The organism is Streptomyces tagetis, from assembly GCF_018069565.1.
GTDB classification, from domain to species: domain Bacteria; phylum Actinomycetota; class Actinomycetes; order Streptomycetales; family Streptomycetaceae; genus Streptomyces; species Streptomyces tagetis.
Genome location: NZ_JAGPNL010000001.1, coordinates 1,789,005 through 1,808,073, shown reverse-complemented (window position 1 = coordinate 1,808,073; position 19,069 = coordinate 1,789,005). Strand labels below are relative to the sequence as shown.

The following is a 19,069-nucleotide window of genomic DNA, read 5'->3' as shown; positions in this document are numbered from 1 at the left end:
CTTGTCTGGCAGGCCATTTGCCATGACGCTGGTCCACGACCGCGGACGCAAAGGCGTCCGCGGCCGTGTGCGCGGCCCCGTGCACACCCCCACAGTCGCGCGCCCCACCCCGGCGCGCGCCGCCAGGAGGAGGACCCCTCGTCATGGCACGACTGCGCAGCAAGAGATTCCGGCTCGGCACCCTCGCCGGTGCGGCCGTCCTGGCCCTCGGCGGCGGGCTCACCGCCCTGCCCGCCCACGCCGCCCCCGCCGAAGGCACCGTCCTCGCGGCCGGATCGCCCACGGCTGTCAAGGACAGCTACATCGTCACCCTCCGCACGGACGCCGGGCTGAAGGCGTCGTCGACGGCCGGCCAGGACCTGGTCGAGCGGTACGGCGGCACGGTGCGCAAGGCGTTCGGCAGCGCGCTCAACGGCTACACCGCCACCCTCTCCGCGACCGAGGCCCGGCGGCTCGCCGCCGACCCGGCCGTGGCCTCCGTCGAGCAGGACCAGCGCGTCCGCCTCGCCGACACCACCCAGTCCAACGCCCCCTGGGGGCTGGACCGCATCGACCAGACCTCCCTGCCGCTGTCCGGCACCTACACCTACCCGGACAGTGCCGGCACCGGCGTGACCGCGTACGTCATCGACACCGGTGTGCGCATCACCCACCAGCAGATCAGCGGCCGTGCCTCCTACGGGTACGACGCCGTCGACGGTGACACCATCGCCTCCGACGGCAACGGCCACGGCACCCACGTGGCCACCACCATCGCGGGGTCGACCTACGGCGTCGCCAAGAAGGCCAAGGTCGTGGCCGTGCGCGTGCTCGACAACAACGGTTCGGGCACCACCGCCGGGGTCATCGCCGGCATCGACTGGGTGACCGCCAACCACTCCGGCCCCTCGGTCGCCAACCTCTCGCTCGGCGGCGGCGCCTCCGCCACCCTGGACACCGCCGTGCGCAACTCCATAGCCAGCGGCGTGACCTACGCCATCGCCGCGGGCAACAGCAACGCCAACGCCTCCTCCTACTCCCCCGCCCGGGTCACGGAGGCCATCACCGTCGGCGCCACCACCAACACCGACGCGCGGGCGAGCTACTCGAACTACGGGGCCGTCCTGGACCTCTTCGCCCCCGGCTCCTCCATCACGGCCGGCTGGCACACCAGTGACACGGCGACCAACACCATCTCCGGCACCTCGATGGCGACCCCGCACGTCGCCGGAGCCGCCGCGGTCTACCTCGCCAACCACACCTCCGCCACCCCGGCGCAGGTCGCCACCGCCCTGGTGAACGGCTCGACCAGCGGCAAGGTGACGAGCCCCGGCACCGGCTCCCCCAACCTGCTGCTGAAGCTCGTCCCGTGACCCGCTGACGGCAGGCGCACCCCGTACCCGCTCCACCGTGCCCCGGGACCCCGCGTCCCGGGGCACGTCCGTCTCCCCGGCCCGCGCCCCGTGTGGCGCAACAGCACCGGCGGGAGCACCGTGCCGCGTGCCAGGGTGAGATCCGGACACCGGAATCCGGCCGGTCCGCGCCGACCGGCCCCGGAGAGAGCGGAGACAGCGATGCTGCTCAGCCTTCAGGAGCGCGAGCGCCTGATGATCTACACGGCGGCCAGACTCGCCCAGGAACGCCGGGAGCGCGGCCTGAAACTGAACCTTCCGGAGGCCACGGCGCTCATCTCCGCCTTCCTCCTCGAAGGGGCCCGTGACGGGCGCACCAAGGCCGACCTCCAGGACGCCGGGCGCGGGGTGCTGCGCCGGGACGAGGTGATGGACGGGGTCGCCGACATGCTGTCGCAGGTACAGGTGGAGGCGACGTTCCTGGACGGGACGAAGCTGATCGCGGTGCAGGGGCCGATCCAGTGAGCGAGCGCCGGCAACGGCCGGGCAGCGGCAGGTCACTGGTCCCCGGATCGGGCAAGGGCGACGCGACGGGGCTGGTGCAGCCCGGCGCCGACTCGGCGGAGCTGCCCGGTTCCCCGGGCCAGATCATCCACGGCAGCGGCACGGTCACCATCAACGCGGGCCGGCCGGTGACCCGGCTCCCGGTGGTCAACACCGCGGACCGCCCGGTCAGCGTCGGCTCCCACTACCACTTCGCCGAGGTCAACCCGGCGCTCCGGTTCGACCGGGAGCGGGCCTGGGGGCAGCGGCTGAACATCCTGGCCGGGGGCATGGTGCGCTTCGACCCGGGCGCCACCGTCGAGGTCGAACTCGTCCCCCTCGGCGGCCGGCGTATCGTGCGCGGGCTGCGCGGCGAGTGCGGAGGTCCGCTCGATGGCTGAGATCGACCGCCGCGCCTACGTGGCCTCGCTGGGGCCGACCACGGGCGACCGGATCAGGCTCGCGGACACCGACATCCTGATCGAGGTGGAGGAGGACCGGTGCGTCGGCGGGGACGAGACGGTCTTCGGCGGCGGCAAGTCGGGGCGGGAGTCGCAGGGCCAGTCCCACGCCACCCGTGCCGAGGGCACCCCCGACCTCGTGATCGGCGGGGTGGTGGTGCTGGACCACTGGGGTGTGGTCAAGGCCGACGTGGGCATCCGCGACGGGCGCATCGTGGCGCTCGGCAAGTGCGGCAACCCCGACATCATGGACGGTGTCCACCCGGATCTGGTGATCGGCCCGTCCACGGAGATGGTCAACGGCAGCGGGCTGATCCTGACGGCCGGCACCGTCGACACCCATGTGCACTTCGTCTCCCCCGACATGTCGGTCGTGGCGCTGGAGGCCGGCACCACGACCCTGGTCGGCGGCGGCACCGGGCCCACCGACGGTTCGAAGGCGGCCCTGGCCACGCCGGGCGGCTGGTGGATGGAGCGGATGCTGGAGGGGTTCGAGCCGTGGCCGGTCAACCTGCTCTTCCTGGGCCGGGGCAGCACCGTCTCCGAGGAGTCGCTGTGGGAGCAACTGCGCTCGGGGATGGGCGGCTTCAAGTGCCATGAGGACTGGGGCGCCACCCCGGCCGTCATCGACACGGCGCTGCGCGTCGCGGACGCGGCCGGGGTGCAGGTGGCGATCCACAGCGACACGCTGAACGAGGCCGGGTTCGTGGAGGACCTGCTGCGCACGGTCGGCGGCCGGACCTTCCACGCCTTCCACACCGAGGGCGCGGGCGGCGGGCACGCCCCGGACATCATCCGCATCGCGGGCGAGCCGTGCGTCCTGCCGTCCTCGACGACGCCGACCCGCCCGTTCACCGTCAACACGGCCGACGAGCAGCTCGACATCTGCCTGATCGCCCATCACCTCAATCCGAACGTGCCGGCCGAGCTGGCGTTCGCGGAGAGCCGGGTGCGCGCCTCGACGATGGCGGCGGAGGACATCCTCCAGGACATGGGCGCGATCTCCGCGATGACCTCCGACGCCCAGGCGATGGGCCGGCTCGGCGAGGTGGTGCGGCGGACCTGGCAGACCGCGCACGTGATGAAGCGGCTGCGCGGTTCCCTGCCCGGCGACGGCCGGGCCGACAACCGGCGGGCCCGCCGCTACGTCGCCAAGTACACGATCGTCCCCGCCACCATCCACGGTCTGGAGCGCGAGATCGGGTCGGTGGAGCCGGGCAAACTGGCCGACCTGGTGCTGTGGGAGCCCGCGCTCTTCGGGGTGCGCCCGACGGCGGTCTACAAGTCGGGCATGGCGGCGATGGCCCTGCTCGGCGACCCCAACGCGGCCGTGCCCACGCCGCAGCCGGTGCTGCCGAGGCTCGGCTACAACGTGCACACCAGGGCCGCCGCGGCGACCAGCGTGGCGTTCGTCGCGCCCGCCGCGATCGAGGACGGGCTCGCCGACCGGCTGAACATCGAACGGCGGCTGGTCCCGGTGGAGAGCGTGCGCGGGCGGACCAAGGCGGACCTGCCGGAGAACGACGCGCTGCCGCACATCGAGGTCGACCCCGACACGTACACCGTCCGCATCGACGGTCAGGTCGTCGACCACGAGCCGGCCACGGAACTGCCCATGAACCACCGGTACTTCCTCTTTTGACCGGGACCCGGCCCCCGGCCGTCGGCGCGGCGGGGCTCCTCATGCTGGCGGACGGCCGCTTCCCGGCGGGCGGCCACGCCCACTCCGGCGGTCTGGAGGCGGCCGTGGCGGCCGGACGGGTGCGGGACACCGACGGCCTGGAGGCGTTCCTGCGGGGCCGCCTCGCCACCACCGGGGCCACCACCGCCGCCTTCGCCGCCGCCGCGTGCGCCGCGTTCGACGACGGCACGGCGGCCGACGGGCGCGGCACGGCGGCGGACGGAAGCGGCACGGCAGGGGGCGGTGACGGCACGGCAGCCGACGGGCGTGGCCGGCTCGGCGCGCTGGACGGCGAGTTCGAGGCCCGTACCCCCTCGCCCGCGCTGCGCGCCACCTCCCGCCGGCTCGGCCGCCAGATGCTGCGTGCCGCCCGGAGCGTCCGGCCGCACCCGGGGCTGGACGCGCTGGCCGGGGCGCTGCCCGGTGGCTGGCATCAGCCGGTCGCGCTCGGCGCGGCGGCCCGCGCCCTGGGGCTCGGGCCGGGCGAGGCGGCCTCGGCCGCCCTGCACGACGCCGCGACGGGTCCCGCGACGGCGGCGGTCCGCCTGCTGGGCCTCGACCCGTTCGCCGTGCACGCGGTCCTCGCCGGGCTGGTGCCGGAACTGGACCGGCTCGCCGTCCGGGCCGCCGGCGAGGCGGACACCCCGGCCGCCCGGCTCCCCTCGTACGGCGCTCCGCTGCTCGACATCGCCGCCGAACTCCACGCCACCTGGGAGGTGCGTCTCTTTGCGTCCTGATCCGCACGAGAGGGAGGAAGTGTCCGCCGGGGGCGGGCGCCCGCACGACCACGCGGCGCCCACCGCCGCCGGCCGGCTGCCGCGGACCCCGGGGCGCCCGCTGCGCATCGGCCTCGGCGGGCCGGTCGGCTCGGGCAAGACCGCGCTGGTGGCGGCGCTCTGCCGGTCCCTGGCCGGCGAGACCCGACTGGCCGTGGTCACCAACGACATCTACACCACCGAGGACGCCGACTTCCTGCTGCGCAACGGGGTGCTGCCCGCCGAGCGGGTCCGGGCGGTGGAGACCGGCTGCTGTCCGCACACCGCGATCCGCGACGACATCTCCGCCAACCTGGAGGCCGTGGAGGACCTGGAGCGGAGCCTGCCGCCGCTGGACCTGGTCCTCGTGGAGAGCGGCGGGGACAACCTCACCGCCACCTTCAGCCACGGGCTGGTGCACCACCAGATCTTCGTGGTGGACGTCTCCGGCGGCGACAAGGTGCCCCGCAAGGGCGGCCCCGGTGTCATCGCCTCCGATCTGCTCGTCGTCAACAAGACGGACCTCGCCCGGCAGGTGGGCGCCGATCTGTCGGTGATGGCGCGGGACGCCGAGGAGAAGCGCGGCGACCGGCCCGTGCGCTTCCTCTCCCTCGTCGAGGACCCCTCCGCGCGGGAGGTCACGACCTGGGTGCGCGAACGCCTGGCCGAGGGCGGCTGAGGGGACGGCCGTGACCGCCGCGACGGCCCTGCTGGCCACCGAACGCGCCCCCGCCCGTGCACCGGGCCGGGCGGGCACCCGCGTCTCGGTGCTGCGCTCGGGGTGGCCCCTGATGCTGCGCACCACCGCCCCGCTCGCCCCCACGCCGGTCACCGACTGGGCCGGCCGGTGCGCCGAGCCCGCCCGCGTCCATCTGGCGGCCGGGGCGGCGGGCCCGCTCGGCGGCGACCTGCTCCGTCTGGAGGTGCGGGTCGGGGCGGGCAGCGCGCTGGTGCTGGGCGAGATCGCGCCGACCCTGCTGCTGCCGGGGACGTACGGCGAGGAGTCCCGGCTCGACGTGCGGGTGCGGGTCGGCGCCGGGGCGTGCCTGGCCTGGCTGCCCGAGCTGGTGATCGCCGGGCGGGGCTGCCGGCACCGCACCGATGTGCGGATCGCGCTGGCGGAGGGGGCCCGGCTCGTGGTGCGCGAGGAGGTGCTGTTCGGCCGGCACGGGGAGGCGCCGGGCCGCTACCGGCAGCGGGTCCGCGTGGAGACCCCGGCCGGCCCGCTCCACGACCAGGAGCTGGCGGTGGGTCCCGGGGCGCCGGGGTGGGACGGGCCGGCGGTCACCGGCGGGCACCGTACGGCCGGGACCTTGCTGGTCGTCGACCCGGGCGCGGTCCGCGCGGAGCGGGCGGGCGGCGCGCTCGCCGGTCCGGGCACCGCCGTGATGGAGCTGGGCGGCGGGGTGCTGGTCGGTGCCCTCGCTCCGGACACGGCGGAGCTGCGGCGCAGGCTGGAGGGGGCGGCGGCGCTCCTGCTCACCGGCGCGGAGGCGCCCGTACCGGCCGCCGCCGGGTGAGGCTCCCCGGTCAGCGGGTGCGTTCGACGCTCCACAGCGGCACGTTCTCGAAGAAGGCGACGGCGTCCTCGCGCCAGCGCGGGCGCCAGCCGGCGGCGAGGGCGCGGGCCCGCTCGGCGTGCCGGCGCATCTCGCGTTCCATCGCGGCGCCGACCCCGAGGCGTTCGCCGATCTCGCGGACGGCGGCGACCGTCTCCGGGGTGCAGTGCGGGTCGCCGAGGGCGTCCTCGACCACCCGGCGTCCGGTGCCGCTCGCGGCCTCCAGCAGGCGGACGACGGTGTAGCTGCGCCGGCCCTCGCGGAGGTCGGCGCCGGTCGGCTTGCCGAGCACGGCCGCGTCGCCGAAGAGGTCGAGGTGGTCGTCGCGCATCTGGCCGCAGATGCCGACGAGGCGCGCGTAGGCGCGCAGTTCCTCCTCGTACGGGGCCGGGTCGGTGCCCGCGGCGAGGAGGCCGAGGCGCAGCGGGGCGAGGACGGAGTAGCGGGCCGTCTTGTGGTCGGCCACCTGGTGGAGGACGTCCTCGGAGACGGGGCCGGTGAAGTCCCGTTCCAGGTCGGTGATCTGGCCGACGAAGGTGTCGGCGGCGGCCCGGGTCTGCACCTCGGCCATGGCCCGGCGCAGCTCGGCGGGGAGGTCGGCGTCGAGCAGGACGCGCAGGGAGAGGGCGAGGGCGAGGTCCCCGGCGAGGACGGTGAGGCCGAGCGCGGCGCGGGGGTGGTCGGGGTACCGCGCGCGGTAGGCGTGGTAGGTGGAGGGGCCGCCGCGGCGGGTGGCGCCGTCGTCGATGAGGTCGTCGTGGACCAGGCCGTGGGTCTGGAGCAGTTCGATGCTGAGCGCGGCGGCGTCGAGTCCGTCGACGGGGGCGTCGGTGACCAGGCGGGCGGCCTCGTGCAGCAGGACGACCCGCATCCGCTTGCCGCCGCGCAGGGAGAGGTCGCGCAGCAGCTCCAGGCACTCGGGGGTGAAGCGGCTGAAGGCGGGGGCGTCCAGGGTGGTGCCGAGGGTGTCGAAGAACTCCTCGAAGACCGCGCTGAAGCGCCGCTCGTACCCGGCGGCGCGGGCCGCGAACTGCTCGGTCATGGCGGGGGCCTCCTGGTCCGGGGTGCGGTGGCGCCCGTGCAGTGTGCCAGGCGGCGCTCCGGGTCCCGGCGCGGGCCCCCGGGGACGGGTCCGGCCCGGCCCCGTGGTGCGGGGCCGGGCCGGTGTACGGGGCGGGCGGCGCGGGTCAGCGTTCCTCGCGGAAGGGGACGTGCGCGTCCGCCACCGGGTCGTACTTGGTGAGGACGAGCCGGTCGGGGTGGGTGAGCCGGTTCTTGCGCGTCACGTAGGTGACGCCGGTCCCGGCGGTCGACCTCAGCCGGACGATTGGGCGTGCGGTGCTGCGGGGCATGAGTGCTCCTTCCCGTCCGGTGCGCGGGCCTCGGTGCCGGTTTGCGCGGCGCCGGACGGGGTGGTCAACGCCGCCGGCCGGTCCCGCATTCCCGGGCCGGGGGCGTGGCGTCGTCCCTGGTCAGCAGCTCTGCCAGAGCCGGGTCATGACCCGTACGCCGAAGCGCAGCCCCTCCAGCGGGACCCGCTCGTCGACGCCGTGGAAGAGCCGGCCGTAGTCCAGGTCGTGCGGCAGCCTGAGGCCCTTGAAGCCGAAGCAGCGGATACCGAGCTTGGTGAACGCCTTGGCGTCGGTGCCGCCCGGGTTGCAGTAGGGCACCGGGTGCCCGTCCGGGTCCTCGGCGCGCACCGCGTCGCACATGGCGTCGACGAGGGGGCCCTCGAAGGCGGTCTCCATGGCGATGTCGTGGTTGACCCAGCGGCGGGTGACGGAGGGGGCGAGCAGGGCGTCGATGGTGTCGGTCAGTTCCTGTTCGTGTCCGGGCAGGAAGCGGCCGTCGACGCGGGCGGTGGCCTTGCCGGGGATGACGTTGGTCTGGTAGCCAGCCGAGAACATGGTCGGGTTGGCCGAGTTGCGGAGCACGACCTGCGTGAAGTCGGCGACGTGGCCGAGCTTGGCCAGTTCGGCGTCGAGGGCGTCCGGGTCCTCGGTGTCCAGGTCGACGTCGACGCCCTGGAGGCGGGCGGCCTCCGTGAGCAGGGCGCGTACGGGTTCGATCAGGCGGACGGGGAAGGTGTGGCGGCCGATGCGGGTGAGGGACTCGGCGAGGTCGGTGACGGCGTTCTCGTCGTTCGGGGAGGAGCCGTGCCCGGCCCGGCCGGTGGCCGTCAGCTCCATCCAGGCCATCCCGCGCTGGGCGTTCTCGATGGGGTACAGGCGCCGGCGCTCGTCGAGGGCGTAGCTGAAGCCGCCGCCCTCGCCGATGGCCTCGGTGACCCCGGCGAAGAGGTCGGGCCGGTGCTCGACCAGCCAGTGGGCGCCGTACGCGCCGCCCGCCTCCTCGTCGGCGAGGAAGGCGAGGACGAGGTCGCGGGTGGGCCGGGTGCCGGTGCGGGCGAAGTGCCGGGCGGTGGCCAGCATGACGGCCACCGTGTCCTTCATGTCGATGGCGCCGCGGCCCCACAGGTACCCGTCGCGGATCTCGCCGGAGAAGGGCGGGACCCGCCATTCGGCGGGGTCGGCGGGGACCACGTCGAGGTGGCCGTGGACGAGCAGGGCGCCGCGGTCCGGGTCCGCGCCGGCGATGCGGGCGACGACGTTGGCGCGGCCGGGGGCGCTCTCGACCAGTTCGGAGGCGATGCCGGCCTCGGCGAGGCGGGCCACGACCCAGTCGGCGCAGTCCCGCTCGTCGCCGGTGGGGTTGGAGGTGTCGAAGCGGATCAGTTCGGCGCACAACTCGACGACCTCGCGCTGCGCCTCCTCGGAGGCGGTGACGGGGGCGGGTGCGGTGGTGCTCATGGTGCTCCTACGGTGGCCGTGCCGGGGGCGGCGGCCGGGTCCGGGCCGGCGGTGCCGTCGTCGTCGAGGGTCGAGGTGCCGTAGGTCCTGACCAGGCCCGCGAAGCCGAGGACGCAGTACAGGACGAAGGCGGTCAGCAGGGAGTTGAGGGCGGGGATGCCGCCGTCGTAGAACTTGCCGACGCAGAAGGCGGCGGCCCAGATGACCAGGGACATCGGCACCCAGGTCGGCGACGTGGCGGGCAGGGTGCCGGCCTCGCGGGTGGCGTCCAGCGGGGCGCGCATGCGGCGCACCACCCAGTACTCGGCGACGATGATTCCGCCGATGGGCGGGATGGCCACGCCCAGCACCGAGAGGAAGTCGGTGAAGTGGGTCATGATGCCGACCGCGGAGAGCAGGGTGCCGGCGATGCCGAGGACGATGGTGACGGCGCCGCGGTGCAGGCGCTTGCCGAAGACGACCTGGAAGAAGTTGACGACGCCGAGGGAGGAGCCGTACAGGTTCCAGTCGTTGATCTTCGCGGTGGACATCAGGACGACGAGGACGCCGAAGACGCCCGAGGTCGACAGGACGATCTGGGAGACCTGGCCGCTGCCGACCATGTGGCCGAGCAGGACGCCGGTGAGGCCGACGATGTACTCGGAGAGGATCATCGACGAGGCACTCTGCAGGAAGACGTGGCTGCTCCTGCTGTTGTAGCGGGTCATCTCCGGGGAGACGATCGCGCCGGTCATGTAGCCGCCGGCGATGGCGGTCGCGGCGACCGAGAGCGGGATGGCCTGGCCGGGGGCCGGGGAGTGGATCAGCTCGGAGAGCGAGTGGTCGCTCAGCGCGTCCGTGACCGACCAGGCGACCATGGCGAAGAAGAGCGGGGTGACGATCTTGGCGAAGACGGCCATGTACCGGAAGCCGAAGATGACCAGGACCGTGATGGCGAAGCCCGCGATGGCGCACCACATCCAGGACGGGCCGCCGACGAGCGCGGAGACGCTGTCACCGAAGATCGTGTTCTGGACGCCGAACCAGCCGACGAGGCTGATGGCGATGACCAGGCTGACCAGGGCCGAGCCGTTGCGGCCGAAGCCGACCCAGCGGGTGAGCAGCGGGGTCGCCAGGCCCTCGCGCATACCGGCCAGGCCGATGGCGAAGATCACGACCTCCAGGATCACCGCGCCGAGGGTGAAGGCGAGGAAGGCGTCCCCGAAGGACATGCCGACGCCGATGGTGGCGCCCAGGGTGAACTGGGAGATCGAGCCCGACTGGGCGAGCCACTGGAGCAGCATGGTCCAGAAGCCGAGGCGCTGGTCGCGCGGGACCCGGGAGAGGGCGTAGTCGTCGCTGCCGACGGCTCTCGCGCCGCCCTCGGGCGCGGTGGTGTTCTCGTGCCGAGTCACGATCACGACTCCTTGGGGACGCGGCCGAAGGTCTGGAGGTGGGCCAGTGAGCCGTAGCGGCTCACCAGCGCGTCGAACTCCACGGCGTCGTGGAAGTCGAGGAGGCCGCCGCCGTACGCCTTGGCGGTCTCGACGGCGAACCGGGCCGCCGCCGCGATGTCCGTCTCGTGGCTCGCGCCCGTCTGGCAGCCGGGGACCGCCGCCGCGGAGGTGATCGCGAGGCCGACGACCGGGGACGCGGTCGCCGTGGCCGGCTGGAGGATCGAATTGATGTGATGTACACCGTTACCGTACGGGGTGATGTCCTGGGTGGTCACCGGGTACGTGACCAACGGCTCACCGGTCACCACCGCGAGCAGCTCCCCCAGCCGCTCGCCGACCCTGAGCACCCAGCCCTCCTTCACGGTGGGCGACAGGGCGAGGCCCTTGTGGTTGATGATCCGGTTGCCCTTGGTGGTGTCGATGGAGAGCACCGCCTCCATGTCGGCGGTGACCTCGTGCCGGTTCATGGTGGCGATGTCGACCGGGGAGTCCATGAAGGGCACCGGGTCGTGCGGCGCGGTGGGGGCGTCCGGGCAGATGTGCGTGGCGACGACCACGTCGCCCTCCAGGACGTCGCCGCGACGGCGCATGTCGAGCAGCTTGGCGGCGGTGGCGAGGGCGGCGACGGCGCCGTCGGCGTCGGAGACCAGACCGAGCGCCTGGGGGCGGGCACCGATGCCGCCGAGGCGGCCGACCACGCCGAGGGTGCGGGCGGTGCCGCCGCTCGCGCGTCCGTTGCGGCCCGGGACGCGTACCAGCACGAAGTCCGTGGAGCCGCGCTCGCCGGTGACGGTGGTGACCTGGGCGCCGGAGCCCTCCGGCCCCGCGAGGGTGTCGAGGTGGGCGGCGACGCGCTTGCCGTCGACGTCGGGATCGTCGAGCAGATCCACGAGATCCAGGACGTACTTCAACATGGGGCAGTTCTCCTGATCCGCACCGGGGGCGGTGCTGACAAGCAGGTTCGGGACCCGTTAAGGTGCTGCGCAACTGTTTCCCGTTATCTGCAATTCATGTCTGCATGGCGAGATGGACGGGGCAGTGGCGTACGTCCGGGACGGAAGGAGCCGCCATGACCGCGCATCCCGCGGACCGCAGGACCCCGGCGGGGGCCCTGCAGACCGTCGACCGCGCCCTGCTGGTCCTGCTGGCGTTCGAGCGCTCGCGGCCCGACTGGGGCGTGACGGAGATCGCCGGGGAGTTCGGCTGGGACACCTCGGTCGCCCAGCGCCTGCTGTCGACCCTCGCGGGCCGCGGCTTCCTCGTCTCCGACCCGGCGACCCGCCGCTACCGCATCGGCCCGGCCGCGCTGCGGCTCGGCCGGCTCTGGGAGCGCTCGGGGACCCTGGAGATGCTGGCCGAGCCGGTCCTCCAGGAGCTGCGCGCGGCCACCGGCGACACGGTGCTGTTCTGCCTGCCCGACAGCTTCCACATGCGGTGCGTGGCGGCGGTCGAGGGCGAGGAGGGACCGCTGCGGTACTACCCGCTGGTCGGCGAGTTGTACCCGGCGCACGCCGGGGCGACCAGCAAGTCGTTCTACGCCTTCCTCCCCGACGAGCAGCGGCACCGGCTCTTCCGCGGCCGGCCGATGGCCCGCTTCACCGAGCGGACCGTCACCGACCCCGACGAGTTGGAGCGCGAGTTCCGCACGGTGCGGGCGAACGGCCACGCCTGGACGGTCGGCGAGTACGACGCCGGGATCGGCACCGTGGCGATGCCCGTCTTCCTCGGCTCCGAGCCGTACGGCAGCCTCAGCCTGGGCGGGCCCGGGGAGCGCTTCCCCCAGGGCCCCGAGGACCGGCTCGACGTCCTGCGCCGTGCCGTACGCCTGCTGGAACAGCGCCTGACCCAGCCGCCGCAGCACCACCGCCGCCCCCGCTCCCGCACGGCCTGACAGACCGACCCACCCGATGAGGACCACCCCGTGAGACTGCTGCTCCTGTCCAACTCCACCCAGTACGGCCGCGGCTACCTGGAACACGCCCTCGCCACCGTGACCGGCTTCCTGCCCGAGGGGGCGCGGCTGGCCTTCGTGCCGTACGCCCTCGCCGACCACGACACCTACACCGCCCGGGTGCGCGGGGCGCTCGCCCCGAGCGGCATCGAGGTGCGGGGCGTGCACGAGGACGGCGACCCGCTCGCCGCGCTCGGGGCGGCGGACGCGGTGTTCGTCGGCGGCGGCAACTCCTTCCGGCTGCTCTGCGCGCTGTACCGCACCGGTCTGCGGGAGGCGCTGGCCGAGGCCGTGCGGGGCGGGCTGCCGTACATGGGCGCGAGCGCGGGGACCAACATGGCGGCGCCCTCACTGCGCACCACCAACGACATGCCGATCGTGCAGCCGCCGTCCTTCGCGGCGCTCGGGCTGGTCCCCTTCCAGATCAACCCGCACTACCTCGACCCGGACCCGGACTCCACCCACAAGGGAGAGACGCGCGAGGAGCGGCTGACGGAGTTCCTGGAGGAGAACGACGTCCCCGTGCTCGGCCTGCGCGAGGGGAGCTGGCTGCGGGTCGCCGACGGCCGCGCCGGACTCGGCGGGGAGCGGCCGGCCCGGCTGTTTTGCCGGGGTGAGGCGCCGCGCGAGCTGGCCCCCGGCACGGACGTCTCGGAGCTGCTCGCGGTGCGGGCGGAGTTCGACATCCGGGGCTGAGCCGGCTCGGGGGACGGGGTCTGTCGAGTTCGACGGTTCGTCAATAGCCTTGTCCGAAAAGGACGTTGCCGACCGAGGAGCCCCCATGTCCACTGCGCAGCAGGTCCCCGACATCCTCTCCCCCGAGTTCGCCGCCGACCCCTACCCGGCCTACCGGGTGATGCGGGAGACCGCCCCGCTCCTCTGGCACGAGGCCACCCGGAGCTGGATCGTCTCCCGCTACGAGGACGTGGAGCGCGTCTTCAAGGACCGGGAGGGGCGGTTCACCACCGACAACTACGACTGGCAGATCGAGCCGGTCCACGGCCGGACGATCCTCCAGATGAGCGGCCGGGAGCACGCGGTGCGGCGGGCGCTGATCGCCCCCGCCTTCCGCGGCGCGGAGCTGCGGGAGAAGTTCCTCCCGGTGATCGAGCGCAACGCGCGGGAGCTGATCGACGCGTTCCGGCACACGGGCCGCGCCGAGCTGGTGGCCGACTTCGCCACCCGCCTGCCGGTCGACGTCATCGCGGACATGCTGGGCCTGGACAAGGCCGACCACGACCGCTTCCACCGCTGGTACACCTCGGTCATCGCCTTCCTCGGCAACCTCTCGGGCGATCCGGTGGTGGCCGAGGAGGGTGCGCGCACCCGGGTGGAGTTCGCCGAGTACATGATCCCGATCATCCGGGAGCGCCGGGAGAACCCGGGCGACGACCTGCTGTCCACCCTCTGCGCCGCCGAGGTCGACGGGGTGCGGATGAGCGACGAGGACATCAAGGCGTTCTGCAGCCTGCTGCTCGCGGCGGGCGGCGAGACCACCGACAAGGCGATAGCCGGCATCTTCGCCAACCTGCTGGCCCACCCCGAGCAACTGGCGGCCGTACGGGAGGACCGCTCGCTAATCGCCCGCGCCTTCGCGGAGACCCTGCGGTACACCCCGCCGGTGCACATGATCATGCGCCAGGCGGCGGCCGACGTGACGCTGAGCGGCGGCACGATACCCGCCGGCGCCACCGTCACCTGCCTGATCGGGGCGGCCAACCGGGACGAGAGCCGATACCGGGACCCGGACCGCTTCGACATCCTCCGCGACGACCTCACCTCGTCGACCGCCTTCTCGGCCGCCGCCGACCACCTGGCCTTCGCACTCGGCCGCCACTTCTGCGTCGGCGCGCTGCTGGCCAAGGCGGAGGTGGAGATCGGGGTCGGCCGACTCCTGGACGCCATGCCCGGCCTGCGGCCCGCCGACGGCTTCGACCCGGTGGAGGAGGGCGTGTTCACCCGGGGGCCGCGGTCGCTGCCGGTGCGCTTCACGCCCGCCGTCTGATCCGGCGCGCGGCGCCGGTCAGGGCGCCACCGGGGTGAAGAGGACCGGCAGGTCGTTCAGTCCGCGCATCCAGATGGAGGGCCGCCAGGTCAGCTCGCCGGGCTCCACCTCCAGCACCAGGTCGGGCAGCCGCTCCAGCAGTGTCTCGATCGCGGTGCGGGCGATGACGTCGGCGAGCAGCGGCGCCGGGTACGGGCAGCGGTGCTCGCCGTTGCTGAAGGAGAGGTGGGCCGAGTTCTCGGCGCCGACGTGGGCCTCGGGCCAGATCTGCGGGTCGGTGTTGGCCGCGGCCAGGCCGAGGACGAGGCAGTCGCCGGCCCGGATCTGACGGCCGCCGAGCTGGGTGTCGTGGACGGCCCAGCGTCCGATGAAGTTCTGGGTGGGGGTGTCCAGCCACAGCACCTCGTTCAGGGCCTCGCCGACGCTGAGCCGTCCGCCGGAGACGTTCACGGCGAAGCGCTCGTCGGTGAGCAGGAGCCGCAGGGTGTTGCCGATCCAGTTCGCGGTGGGCTGCTGGGCGGCGGCGATGACCGAGATGAGGTCCTGGACGGTCTCCTCGTCGCTCAGCCCGGCCGGGTGCGTCAGCATCCGCGAGGTGACGTCCGGTCCGGGACGCTCCCGTTTCTCCCGGACCAGCCGGTGGATGCGCTCGCCGACCCGGGTGTACGCGGCGACCGGGTCGTCGCCCTCCGCGGCGTCGAGCGAGATCCGCAGGTCCTCGACGAGGCCCTGGGTCTCGGGGCTGCCGTCCGGCATGCCGCAGAAGCGCACCGCGGCGCGCATCGGCAGGGCGTGCGCGTACCCGCTCATCAGCTCGGCCCGGCCGCTGCCGGCGAAGCCGGCGATGAGCCGGCCGGCGAGTTGGCGGCAGTCCCGGGCCAGTTCGAACTGGTCGATGCCCGCGAGCGCCTGGGTGATCACCCCGGCCCGGCGCCGGTGTTCCTCGCCCTCGGCGAACAGGACGGAGGGCTGGTGTCCGACGTAGGGCAGGAGCGGCCAGTCCGCGGGGATGGCGTGCCACTGGTTCCAGCGCCGGGAGTCCCGGGCGAACAGGTCGTCGTGGCTGGTGACGTAGGTGACCTCGGTGTAGCCGAGGACCAGCCAGGCCGGGATGTCCCCGTCGAGCAGCACGGGGGCGACGGGGCCGTGCCGCCGGCGCAGGCTGCGGTACAGCTCGGACGGCGTCTGCTGGTACTCCAGTCCGGCCAGCGGCACGGCGTCGGGGTACGCGGGGCAGCCGGGCGCGGTGAGGGTGTCCGGGGCGGGGTCGATGTCGGTCACGAGGCGCTCTCCTGGGCCAGAGCCATGTGGTAGAGGTGGTCCACGAGGGTGACCAGGACGTGTTTGCCCGACGTCCGTACCCGGGCGTCGCACTCGATCAGCGGGACCCCTTCGGGCAGCGCGAGCGCCTGGCGGATCTCGTCCAGGGAGTGGGCGGCGGTGTCCTCGTCGAACCGGTTGACGGCGACCACGAACGGCGTGCCGTGGTGTTCGAGGCGGTCTATCGCGTACCAGGAGTCGTCCATGCGCCGGGTGTCGACGAGGACGACGGCGCCGAGCGTGCCGGTGAAGAGCCGGTCCCACAGGAACCAGAACCGCTCCTGGCCGGGGGCGCCGAACAGGTAGAGCACCAGGCGCTCGTTGAGGCTGATCCGGCCGAAGTCGAAGGCGACGGTGGTGGTGGTCTTCGCGGCGACCCCGCCGAGGTCGTCGACGCCGATCCCGGCCTGTGTCATCACCTCTTCGGTGTTGAGCGGCCGGATCTCGCTGACCGAGCGGACCAGGGTGGTCTTGCCGACGCCGAACCCGCCCACGACGACGATCTTGAGGCCGGTCTCGGCGGCGTCGCCCAGGGGCGTGCGGGTGGCGGGCAGCGCGGAGGCTTCAGAGGTTGCGGAGCCCATGGAGCACCTCCTGGAGAAGGGTGGTATCGGGGTGCGCGGCGGCGGACTGCCCCAGTCGGGGGTGGCGGGCGGTGATCTTGCCGGTGGCGTGGAGGTCGCCGAGGAGGATGCGGACCACGGTGATGGGCAGGGCCAGTTCCGCGGCGAGTTCGACGAGGGCCGTGGGGTGCCGGCACAGGTCGAGGATTCTGACGTGTTCCGACTGCATCCCGGCCGTCGGCTCGCACTCGCTGACCACGAGGGTGACCAGGTCGAAGGAGTCGTCGGCGCGGCTGCGTCCGCCCGTGACGGTGTAGAGCCGGTCGGGGGCGCCGGTGTCCACGGGCTTGCGTGTCACGACGTGGTGCTCCCGGGGACGGCGGCGTGGCGCGGTTCGGCCCGCAGGTGTTCGCCGATCTGCTCGACCATCTCGGTCATCTGGTGGCCGACGACGCCGGGGTCGGCGTCCTCGGCGGCGACGACGGCGAGGTGGGCGCCCTGGCCGGCCTCGATGATGAAGAGGAGTCCGCCGTGGAACTCGGTCATCGAGTGCCGGACGCCGCCGGAGCCGTTGCCGAACTCGACGGAGGCGCCCTGGGCGAGGGCCTGGATGCCGGAGCAGATGGCGGAGAGCTGGTCGGCCCGGTCCAGGGTGAGGTGTTCGGTCCAGCACAGCTTGAGGCCGTCGCGGGAGAGGACCAGGGCGTGGCGGGTGCCGGGGGTGCGGTCCAGGAGGTTCTGCAGGAGCCAGGTGAGGCTGTTGTCGGTGGTCTGCATGGCGGGTGGTGGGCCGGTGGCTCCCGGATCTGTGGTCACCGGCCCCTTCCTCCAATCTCACGAGCGGGAAGGGCGAGGGGCGCCGGGGCACGGGCGCCGTGGGGGGATGCGTCGTGCCGGCGGTGCCCTACGCCGGGGCCGGCGGATCGGTGTCCGCGGCCCCGCCGGTGGTGGGGCCGGCCGCTCCGGCGCGACGGCCTCGGTGGAAGGCCCCGAAGCTGGTTCCGGCGTCGCGGGGTGCGGCGGGCTCCTGTGCCGCCGGGCCGTCGGTGCGGGAGAGGTGCTGGTCGTGGCGTTCGCGTTCGGCCTGGGCCATGGTGCGGCCGGGGGCGCGGACGGGCAGTCCGTTCCGGGTGGCCGCCGCCGCTCGCCTGGCCGGGCGCTCGGCCGGTTCGGTACGCAGGGCGTGCCGGGCCTCCGGGATGCGCCGGGCGGGGGCGGGGGTCTCGGCGGTGGGCGCGGGTCCGGGGGTGGCGGGGGCCGGGGCGGGGCGGGTGGCCCTGGTGTGCGGGACGGGTTCGCGCTGCTGGGCGAGGAGCTGGGGCGGCAGCAGGACGACGACGCCGGTGCCGCCGCGGGAGGAGGGCCGGTAGCTCACGCCGATGCGGTACTTGGCGGCGAGGCGTCCGACCACGGCGAGTCCGAGGCGGGTGCCCTGGAGAAGGGCCAGGTCGGTGCTGCGTCCGGAGACCGCCTCCTCGGCGTGGCGCATGGCGGCGTCGGCCATCTTGAGCCCGCTGTCCTCGATGGTGACGACGATCCCGGCGGTACGTTCCTCCACGTAGACGTGGACCTCGTCGATGGGGGGCGAGAAGTTGGCGGCGTTGTCCATGAGTTCGGCCAGCAGGTGCATGACGCCCTCGGCGGCGTACCCGGAGATGGCGGCGGTGGTGGAGCAGTGCATGCGGACCCGCTGGTAGGCGGCGATGCGGCCGACGGCGCCGCGCAGGATGCTCTCCATGACGATCGGCCTGTTCCAGGCGCGGCTGGAGCGTCCGCCCATCAGGAGGGCGAGCCGGTCGGTGATGAGGCCGAGCTGGGAGGTGGCGTGGTCCAGGCGCAGCAGGTCGCCGAGAACGTCCTCGCCGTGGCGGTCCTGCATCTCCCTGAGGTCGGCGAGCATGCTGACGGCCTTGGCCTGGACGCGGCTGAGGGATTTGGCGGAGGCGGCCTGGGCGGCGGCGGTGCGGCGCTCGCTGAGGGCGAGTTCGCGGACGAAGCGCTCGCCGAGGGTGCGCAGGGGCGGGCTCTCGGGCCACTCCAGTTCGGCGAGGACGTGGTCGGCGGAGGTGCCCTCGCGCAGTCGGCCGACGGCGGTGGGCAGGAGGGTGCCGCCGAGCTGGTCCAGGCCGGTGCCGAGGCGGTGCAGCTCGTGCTGGGCGCGCTGGTGGCGGGCCTCGGCGTCGGCGGCGTGGCGTACGGCCTCGTCGAGTTGGGCGGCGAAGCCGCGGGCGGCCTGGTGCAGGTGGGAACCGGCGACGGGGGTCGCGCCCGCCACGGCCTCGTCGGCGCCGGCGCCGTCGCGCAGCCGGCGGGCGATGTCGGGGAGCACGACGTTGACCAGGTGGAGGCAGCCGGCGTTCTCGTGGGCCATGCGGGCGCGCAGGGCGCTGGTCTCGGCGGCCTGTTCGGCGGCGGTGCGGCGGGCCCTGCGGACCAGGAGGTGGCCGGTGACGACGGCGGTGACGACGCAGACCCAGGCGACCAGGGCGACGGCCGCGGTCCAGCCCCGGGCCGCCTCGGGCGCCACCGCCCACGCGGCGCCGGCCGCCGCGGCGGCGATGACCGGCACGGCGAGCGGGAGCGCCGGGGCCGGCCGGCGCGGCCGGGTGGTCCGGGGTGGGCTGGGCGGTGCAGACACTGACATTCCGCGGTCC

20 protein-coding genes are annotated in these 19,069 nt (G+C 74.0%); 10 read left to right on the top strand and 10 right to left on the bottom strand.

All coding sequences use genetic code 11. The features are described from left to right. Window positions 1-143 precede the first annotated feature (143 nt). The 7 genes from J5Y05_RS07740 to J5Y05_RS07710 all read left to right on the top strand — a co-directional run bounded on the left by J5Y05_RS07740 (window position 144) and on the right by J5Y05_RS07710 (window position 6,291). The gene (locus J5Y05_RS07740) at window positions 144-1,352 is read left to right on the top strand and encodes a S8 family peptidase (RefSeq protein WP_210869375.1); all 1,209 of its coding nucleotides are present in this window, start codon (window positions 144-146) and stop codon (window positions 1,350-1,352) included. A gap of 201 nt (window positions 1,353-1,553) precedes the next feature. After that, on the top strand, window positions 1,554-1,856 hold the full coding sequence (locus tag J5Y05_RS07735; protein ID WP_030420541.1) for an urease subunit gamma: 303 nt from the start codon (window positions 1,554-1,556) through the stop codon (window positions 1,854-1,856). 101 nt (window positions 1,857-1,957) lie between these two features. Further along, a complete protein-coding gene (locus tag J5Y05_RS07730) occupies window positions 1,958-2,275 on the top strand; it encodes an urease subunit beta (RefSeq protein ID WP_247614382.1) in 318 nt (105 codons plus the stop codon). Then, window positions 2,268-3,977, top strand: coding sequence for an urease subunit alpha (locus J5Y05_RS07725; protein WP_210869371.1), 1,710 nt, complete (start codon window positions 2,268-2,270; stop codon window positions 3,975-3,977). Before J5Y05_RS07730 ends, J5Y05_RS07725 begins: the two co-directional genes overlap by 8 nt. A 41-nt stretch (window positions 3,978-4,018) precedes the next feature. Beyond that, entirely contained in the window at window positions 4,019-4,753 is a 735-nt protein-coding gene (locus J5Y05_RS07720) for an urease accessory protein UreF (RefSeq protein WP_210869821.1), read from the top strand. Between the two features lie 19 nt (window positions 4,754-4,772). Continuing rightward, window positions 4,773-5,450, top strand: a complete 678-nt coding sequence (ureG, locus tag J5Y05_RS07715; RefSeq protein ID WP_372450467.1) for an urease accessory protein UreG — start codon at window positions 4,773-4,775, stop codon at window positions 5,448-5,450. 10 nt (window positions 5,451-5,460) lie between these two features. After that, entirely contained in the window at window positions 5,461-6,291 is an 831-nt protein-coding gene (locus J5Y05_RS07710; protein ID WP_210869369.1) for an urease accessory protein UreD, read from the top strand. 10 nt (window positions 6,292-6,301) lie between these two features. Here J5Y05_RS07710 and J5Y05_RS07705 read toward each other — a convergent pair whose 3' ends face one another. The 5 genes from J5Y05_RS07705 to J5Y05_RS07685 all read right to left on the bottom strand — a co-directional run bounded on the left by J5Y05_RS07705 (window position 6,302) and on the right by J5Y05_RS07685 (window position 11,490). Beyond that, the gene (locus J5Y05_RS07705) at window positions 6,302-7,372 is read right to left on the bottom strand and encodes a polyprenyl synthetase family protein (RefSeq protein WP_210869367.1); all 1,071 of its coding nucleotides are present in this window, start codon (window positions 7,370-7,372) and stop codon (window positions 6,302-6,304) included. A 145-nt stretch (window positions 7,373-7,517) separates the two neighbouring features. After that, window positions 7,518-7,682 carry a 50S ribosomal protein L33 gene (rpmG, locus tag J5Y05_RS07700; protein WP_210869365.1) on the bottom strand — a complete coding sequence of 55 codons (165 nt, stop codon included), beginning with the start codon at window positions 7,680-7,682 and terminating at the stop codon, window positions 7,518-7,520. Between the two features lie 120 nt (window positions 7,683-7,802). Beyond that, on the bottom strand, window positions 7,803-9,140 hold the full coding sequence (locus J5Y05_RS07695) for a M20/M25/M40 family metallo-hydrolase (RefSeq protein WP_210869363.1): 1,338 nt from the start codon (window positions 9,138-9,140) through the stop codon (window positions 7,803-7,805). Beyond that, on the bottom strand, window positions 9,137-10,534 hold the full coding sequence (locus tag J5Y05_RS07690; protein WP_210869361.1) for a cytosine permease: 1,398 nt from the start codon (window positions 10,532-10,534) through the stop codon (window positions 9,137-9,139). Before J5Y05_RS07690 ends, J5Y05_RS07695 begins: the two co-directional genes overlap by 4 nt. Before the next feature lie 2 nt (window positions 10,535-10,536). After that, on the bottom strand, window positions 10,537-11,490 hold the full coding sequence (locus tag J5Y05_RS07685) for a DUF1177 domain-containing protein (protein ID WP_210869359.1): 954 nt from the start codon (window positions 11,488-11,490) through the stop codon (window positions 10,537-10,539). 155 nt (window positions 11,491-11,645) lie between these two features. Here J5Y05_RS07685 and J5Y05_RS07680 point away from each other — a divergent pair, with 155 nt between their 5' ends. From J5Y05_RS07680 to J5Y05_RS07670, 3 genes are all read left to right on the top strand, one after another. Continuing rightward, window positions 11,646-12,467, top strand: a complete 822-nt coding sequence (locus J5Y05_RS07680; RefSeq protein WP_210869357.1) for an IclR family transcriptional regulator — start codon at window positions 11,646-11,648, stop codon at window positions 12,465-12,467. Window positions 12,468-12,497: 30 nt separating this feature from the next. Then, complete coding sequence (pepE, locus tag J5Y05_RS07675) at window positions 12,498-13,223, top strand: dipeptidase PepE (protein ID WP_210869355.1); 726 nt, start codon at window positions 12,498-12,500, stop codon at window positions 13,221-13,223. Window positions 13,224-13,308: 85 nt separating this feature from the next. Next, window positions 13,309-14,532, top strand: coding sequence for a cytochrome P450 (locus J5Y05_RS07670; protein WP_210869353.1), 1,224 nt, complete (start codon window positions 13,309-13,311; stop codon window positions 14,530-14,532). Between the two features lie 18 nt (window positions 14,533-14,550). Here J5Y05_RS07670 and J5Y05_RS07665 read toward each other — a convergent pair whose 3' ends face one another. The 5 genes from J5Y05_RS07665 to J5Y05_RS07645 form a co-directional block, all read right to left on the bottom strand. Further along, window positions 14,551-15,813 carry a cytochrome P450 gene (locus J5Y05_RS07665; protein WP_210869351.1) on the bottom strand — a complete coding sequence of 421 codons (1,263 nt, stop codon included), beginning with the start codon at window positions 15,811-15,813 and terminating at the stop codon, window positions 14,551-14,553. Then, window positions 15,810-16,436, bottom strand: a complete 627-nt coding sequence (locus J5Y05_RS07660; RefSeq protein WP_210869349.1) for a GTP-binding protein — start codon at window positions 16,434-16,436, stop codon at window positions 15,810-15,812. The genes J5Y05_RS07665 and J5Y05_RS07660 overlap by 4 nt, the downstream gene beginning before the upstream one ends. Next, window positions 16,417-16,773 carry a DUF742 domain-containing protein gene (locus tag J5Y05_RS07655; RefSeq protein WP_210869347.1) on the bottom strand — a complete coding sequence of 119 codons (357 nt, stop codon included), beginning with the start codon at window positions 16,771-16,773 and terminating at the stop codon, window positions 16,417-16,419. The genes J5Y05_RS07660 and J5Y05_RS07655 overlap by 20 nt, the downstream gene beginning before the upstream one ends. Beyond that, window positions 16,770-17,192 (bottom strand): roadblock/LC7 domain-containing protein, encoded by a 423-nt coding sequence (locus J5Y05_RS07650; RefSeq protein WP_210869816.1) that lies wholly within the window; start codon window positions 17,190-17,192, stop codon window positions 16,770-16,772. The genes J5Y05_RS07655 and J5Y05_RS07650 overlap by 4 nt, the downstream gene beginning before the upstream one ends. A 127-nt stretch (window positions 17,193-17,319) precedes the next feature. Beyond that, window positions 17,320-19,059 (bottom strand): sensor histidine kinase, encoded by a 1,740-nt coding sequence (locus J5Y05_RS07645; protein WP_210869345.1) that lies wholly within the window; start codon window positions 19,057-19,059, stop codon window positions 17,320-17,322. Window positions 19,060-19,069 lie beyond the last annotated feature (10 nt).

What these genes read in the sequence shown, in the direction of transcription:
- J5Y05_RS07740 (WP_210869375.1), top strand. Translation starts at nt 144, where the DNA reads ATGGCACGACTGCGCAGCAAGAGATTCCGGCTCGGCACCCTCGCCGGT.
- J5Y05_RS07735 (WP_030420541.1), top strand. Translation starts at nt 1,554, where the DNA reads ATGCTGCTCAGCCTTCAGGAGCGCGAGCGCCTGATGATCTACACGGCG.
- J5Y05_RS07725 (WP_210869371.1), top strand. Translation starts at nt 2,268, where the DNA reads ATGGCTGAGATCGACCGCCGCGCCTACGTGGCCTCGCTGGGGCCGACC.
- J5Y05_RS07720 (WP_210869821.1), top strand. Translation starts at nt 4,019, where the DNA reads ATGCTGGCGGACGGCCGCTTCCCGGCGGGCGGCCACGCCCACTCCGGC.
- J5Y05_RS07705 (WP_210869367.1), bottom strand. Translation starts at nt 7,372, where the DNA reads ATGACCGAGCAGTTCGCGGCCCGCGCCGCCGGGTACGAGCGGCGCTTC.
- rpmG (WP_210869365.1), bottom strand. Translation starts at nt 7,682, where the DNA reads ATGCCCCGCAGCACCGCACGCCCAATCGTCCGGCTGAGGTCGACCGCC.
- J5Y05_RS07695 (WP_210869363.1), bottom strand. Translation starts at nt 9,140, where the DNA reads ATGAGCACCACCGCACCCGCCCCCGTCACCGCCTCCGAGGAGGCGCAG.
- J5Y05_RS07685 (WP_210869359.1), bottom strand. Translation starts at nt 11,490, where the DNA reads ATGTTGAAGTACGTCCTGGATCTCGTGGATCTGCTCGACGATCCCGAC.
- J5Y05_RS07680 (WP_210869357.1), top strand. Translation starts at nt 11,646, where the DNA reads ATGACCGCGCATCCCGCGGACCGCAGGACCCCGGCGGGGGCCCTGCAG.
- J5Y05_RS07670 (WP_210869353.1), top strand. Translation starts at nt 13,309, where the DNA reads ATGTCCACTGCGCAGCAGGTCCCCGACATCCTCTCCCCCGAGTTCGCC.
- J5Y05_RS07660 (WP_210869349.1), bottom strand. Translation starts at nt 16,436, where the DNA reads ATGGGCTCCGCAACCTCTGAAGCCTCCGCGCTGCCCGCCACCCGCACG.
- J5Y05_RS07650 (WP_210869816.1), bottom strand. Translation starts at nt 17,192, where the DNA reads ATGCAGACCACCGACAACAGCCTCACCTGGCTCCTGCAGAACCTCCTG.
- J5Y05_RS07645 (WP_210869345.1), bottom strand. Translation starts at nt 19,059, where the DNA reads ATGTCAGTGTCTGCACCGCCCAGCCCACCCCGGACCACCCGGCCGCGC.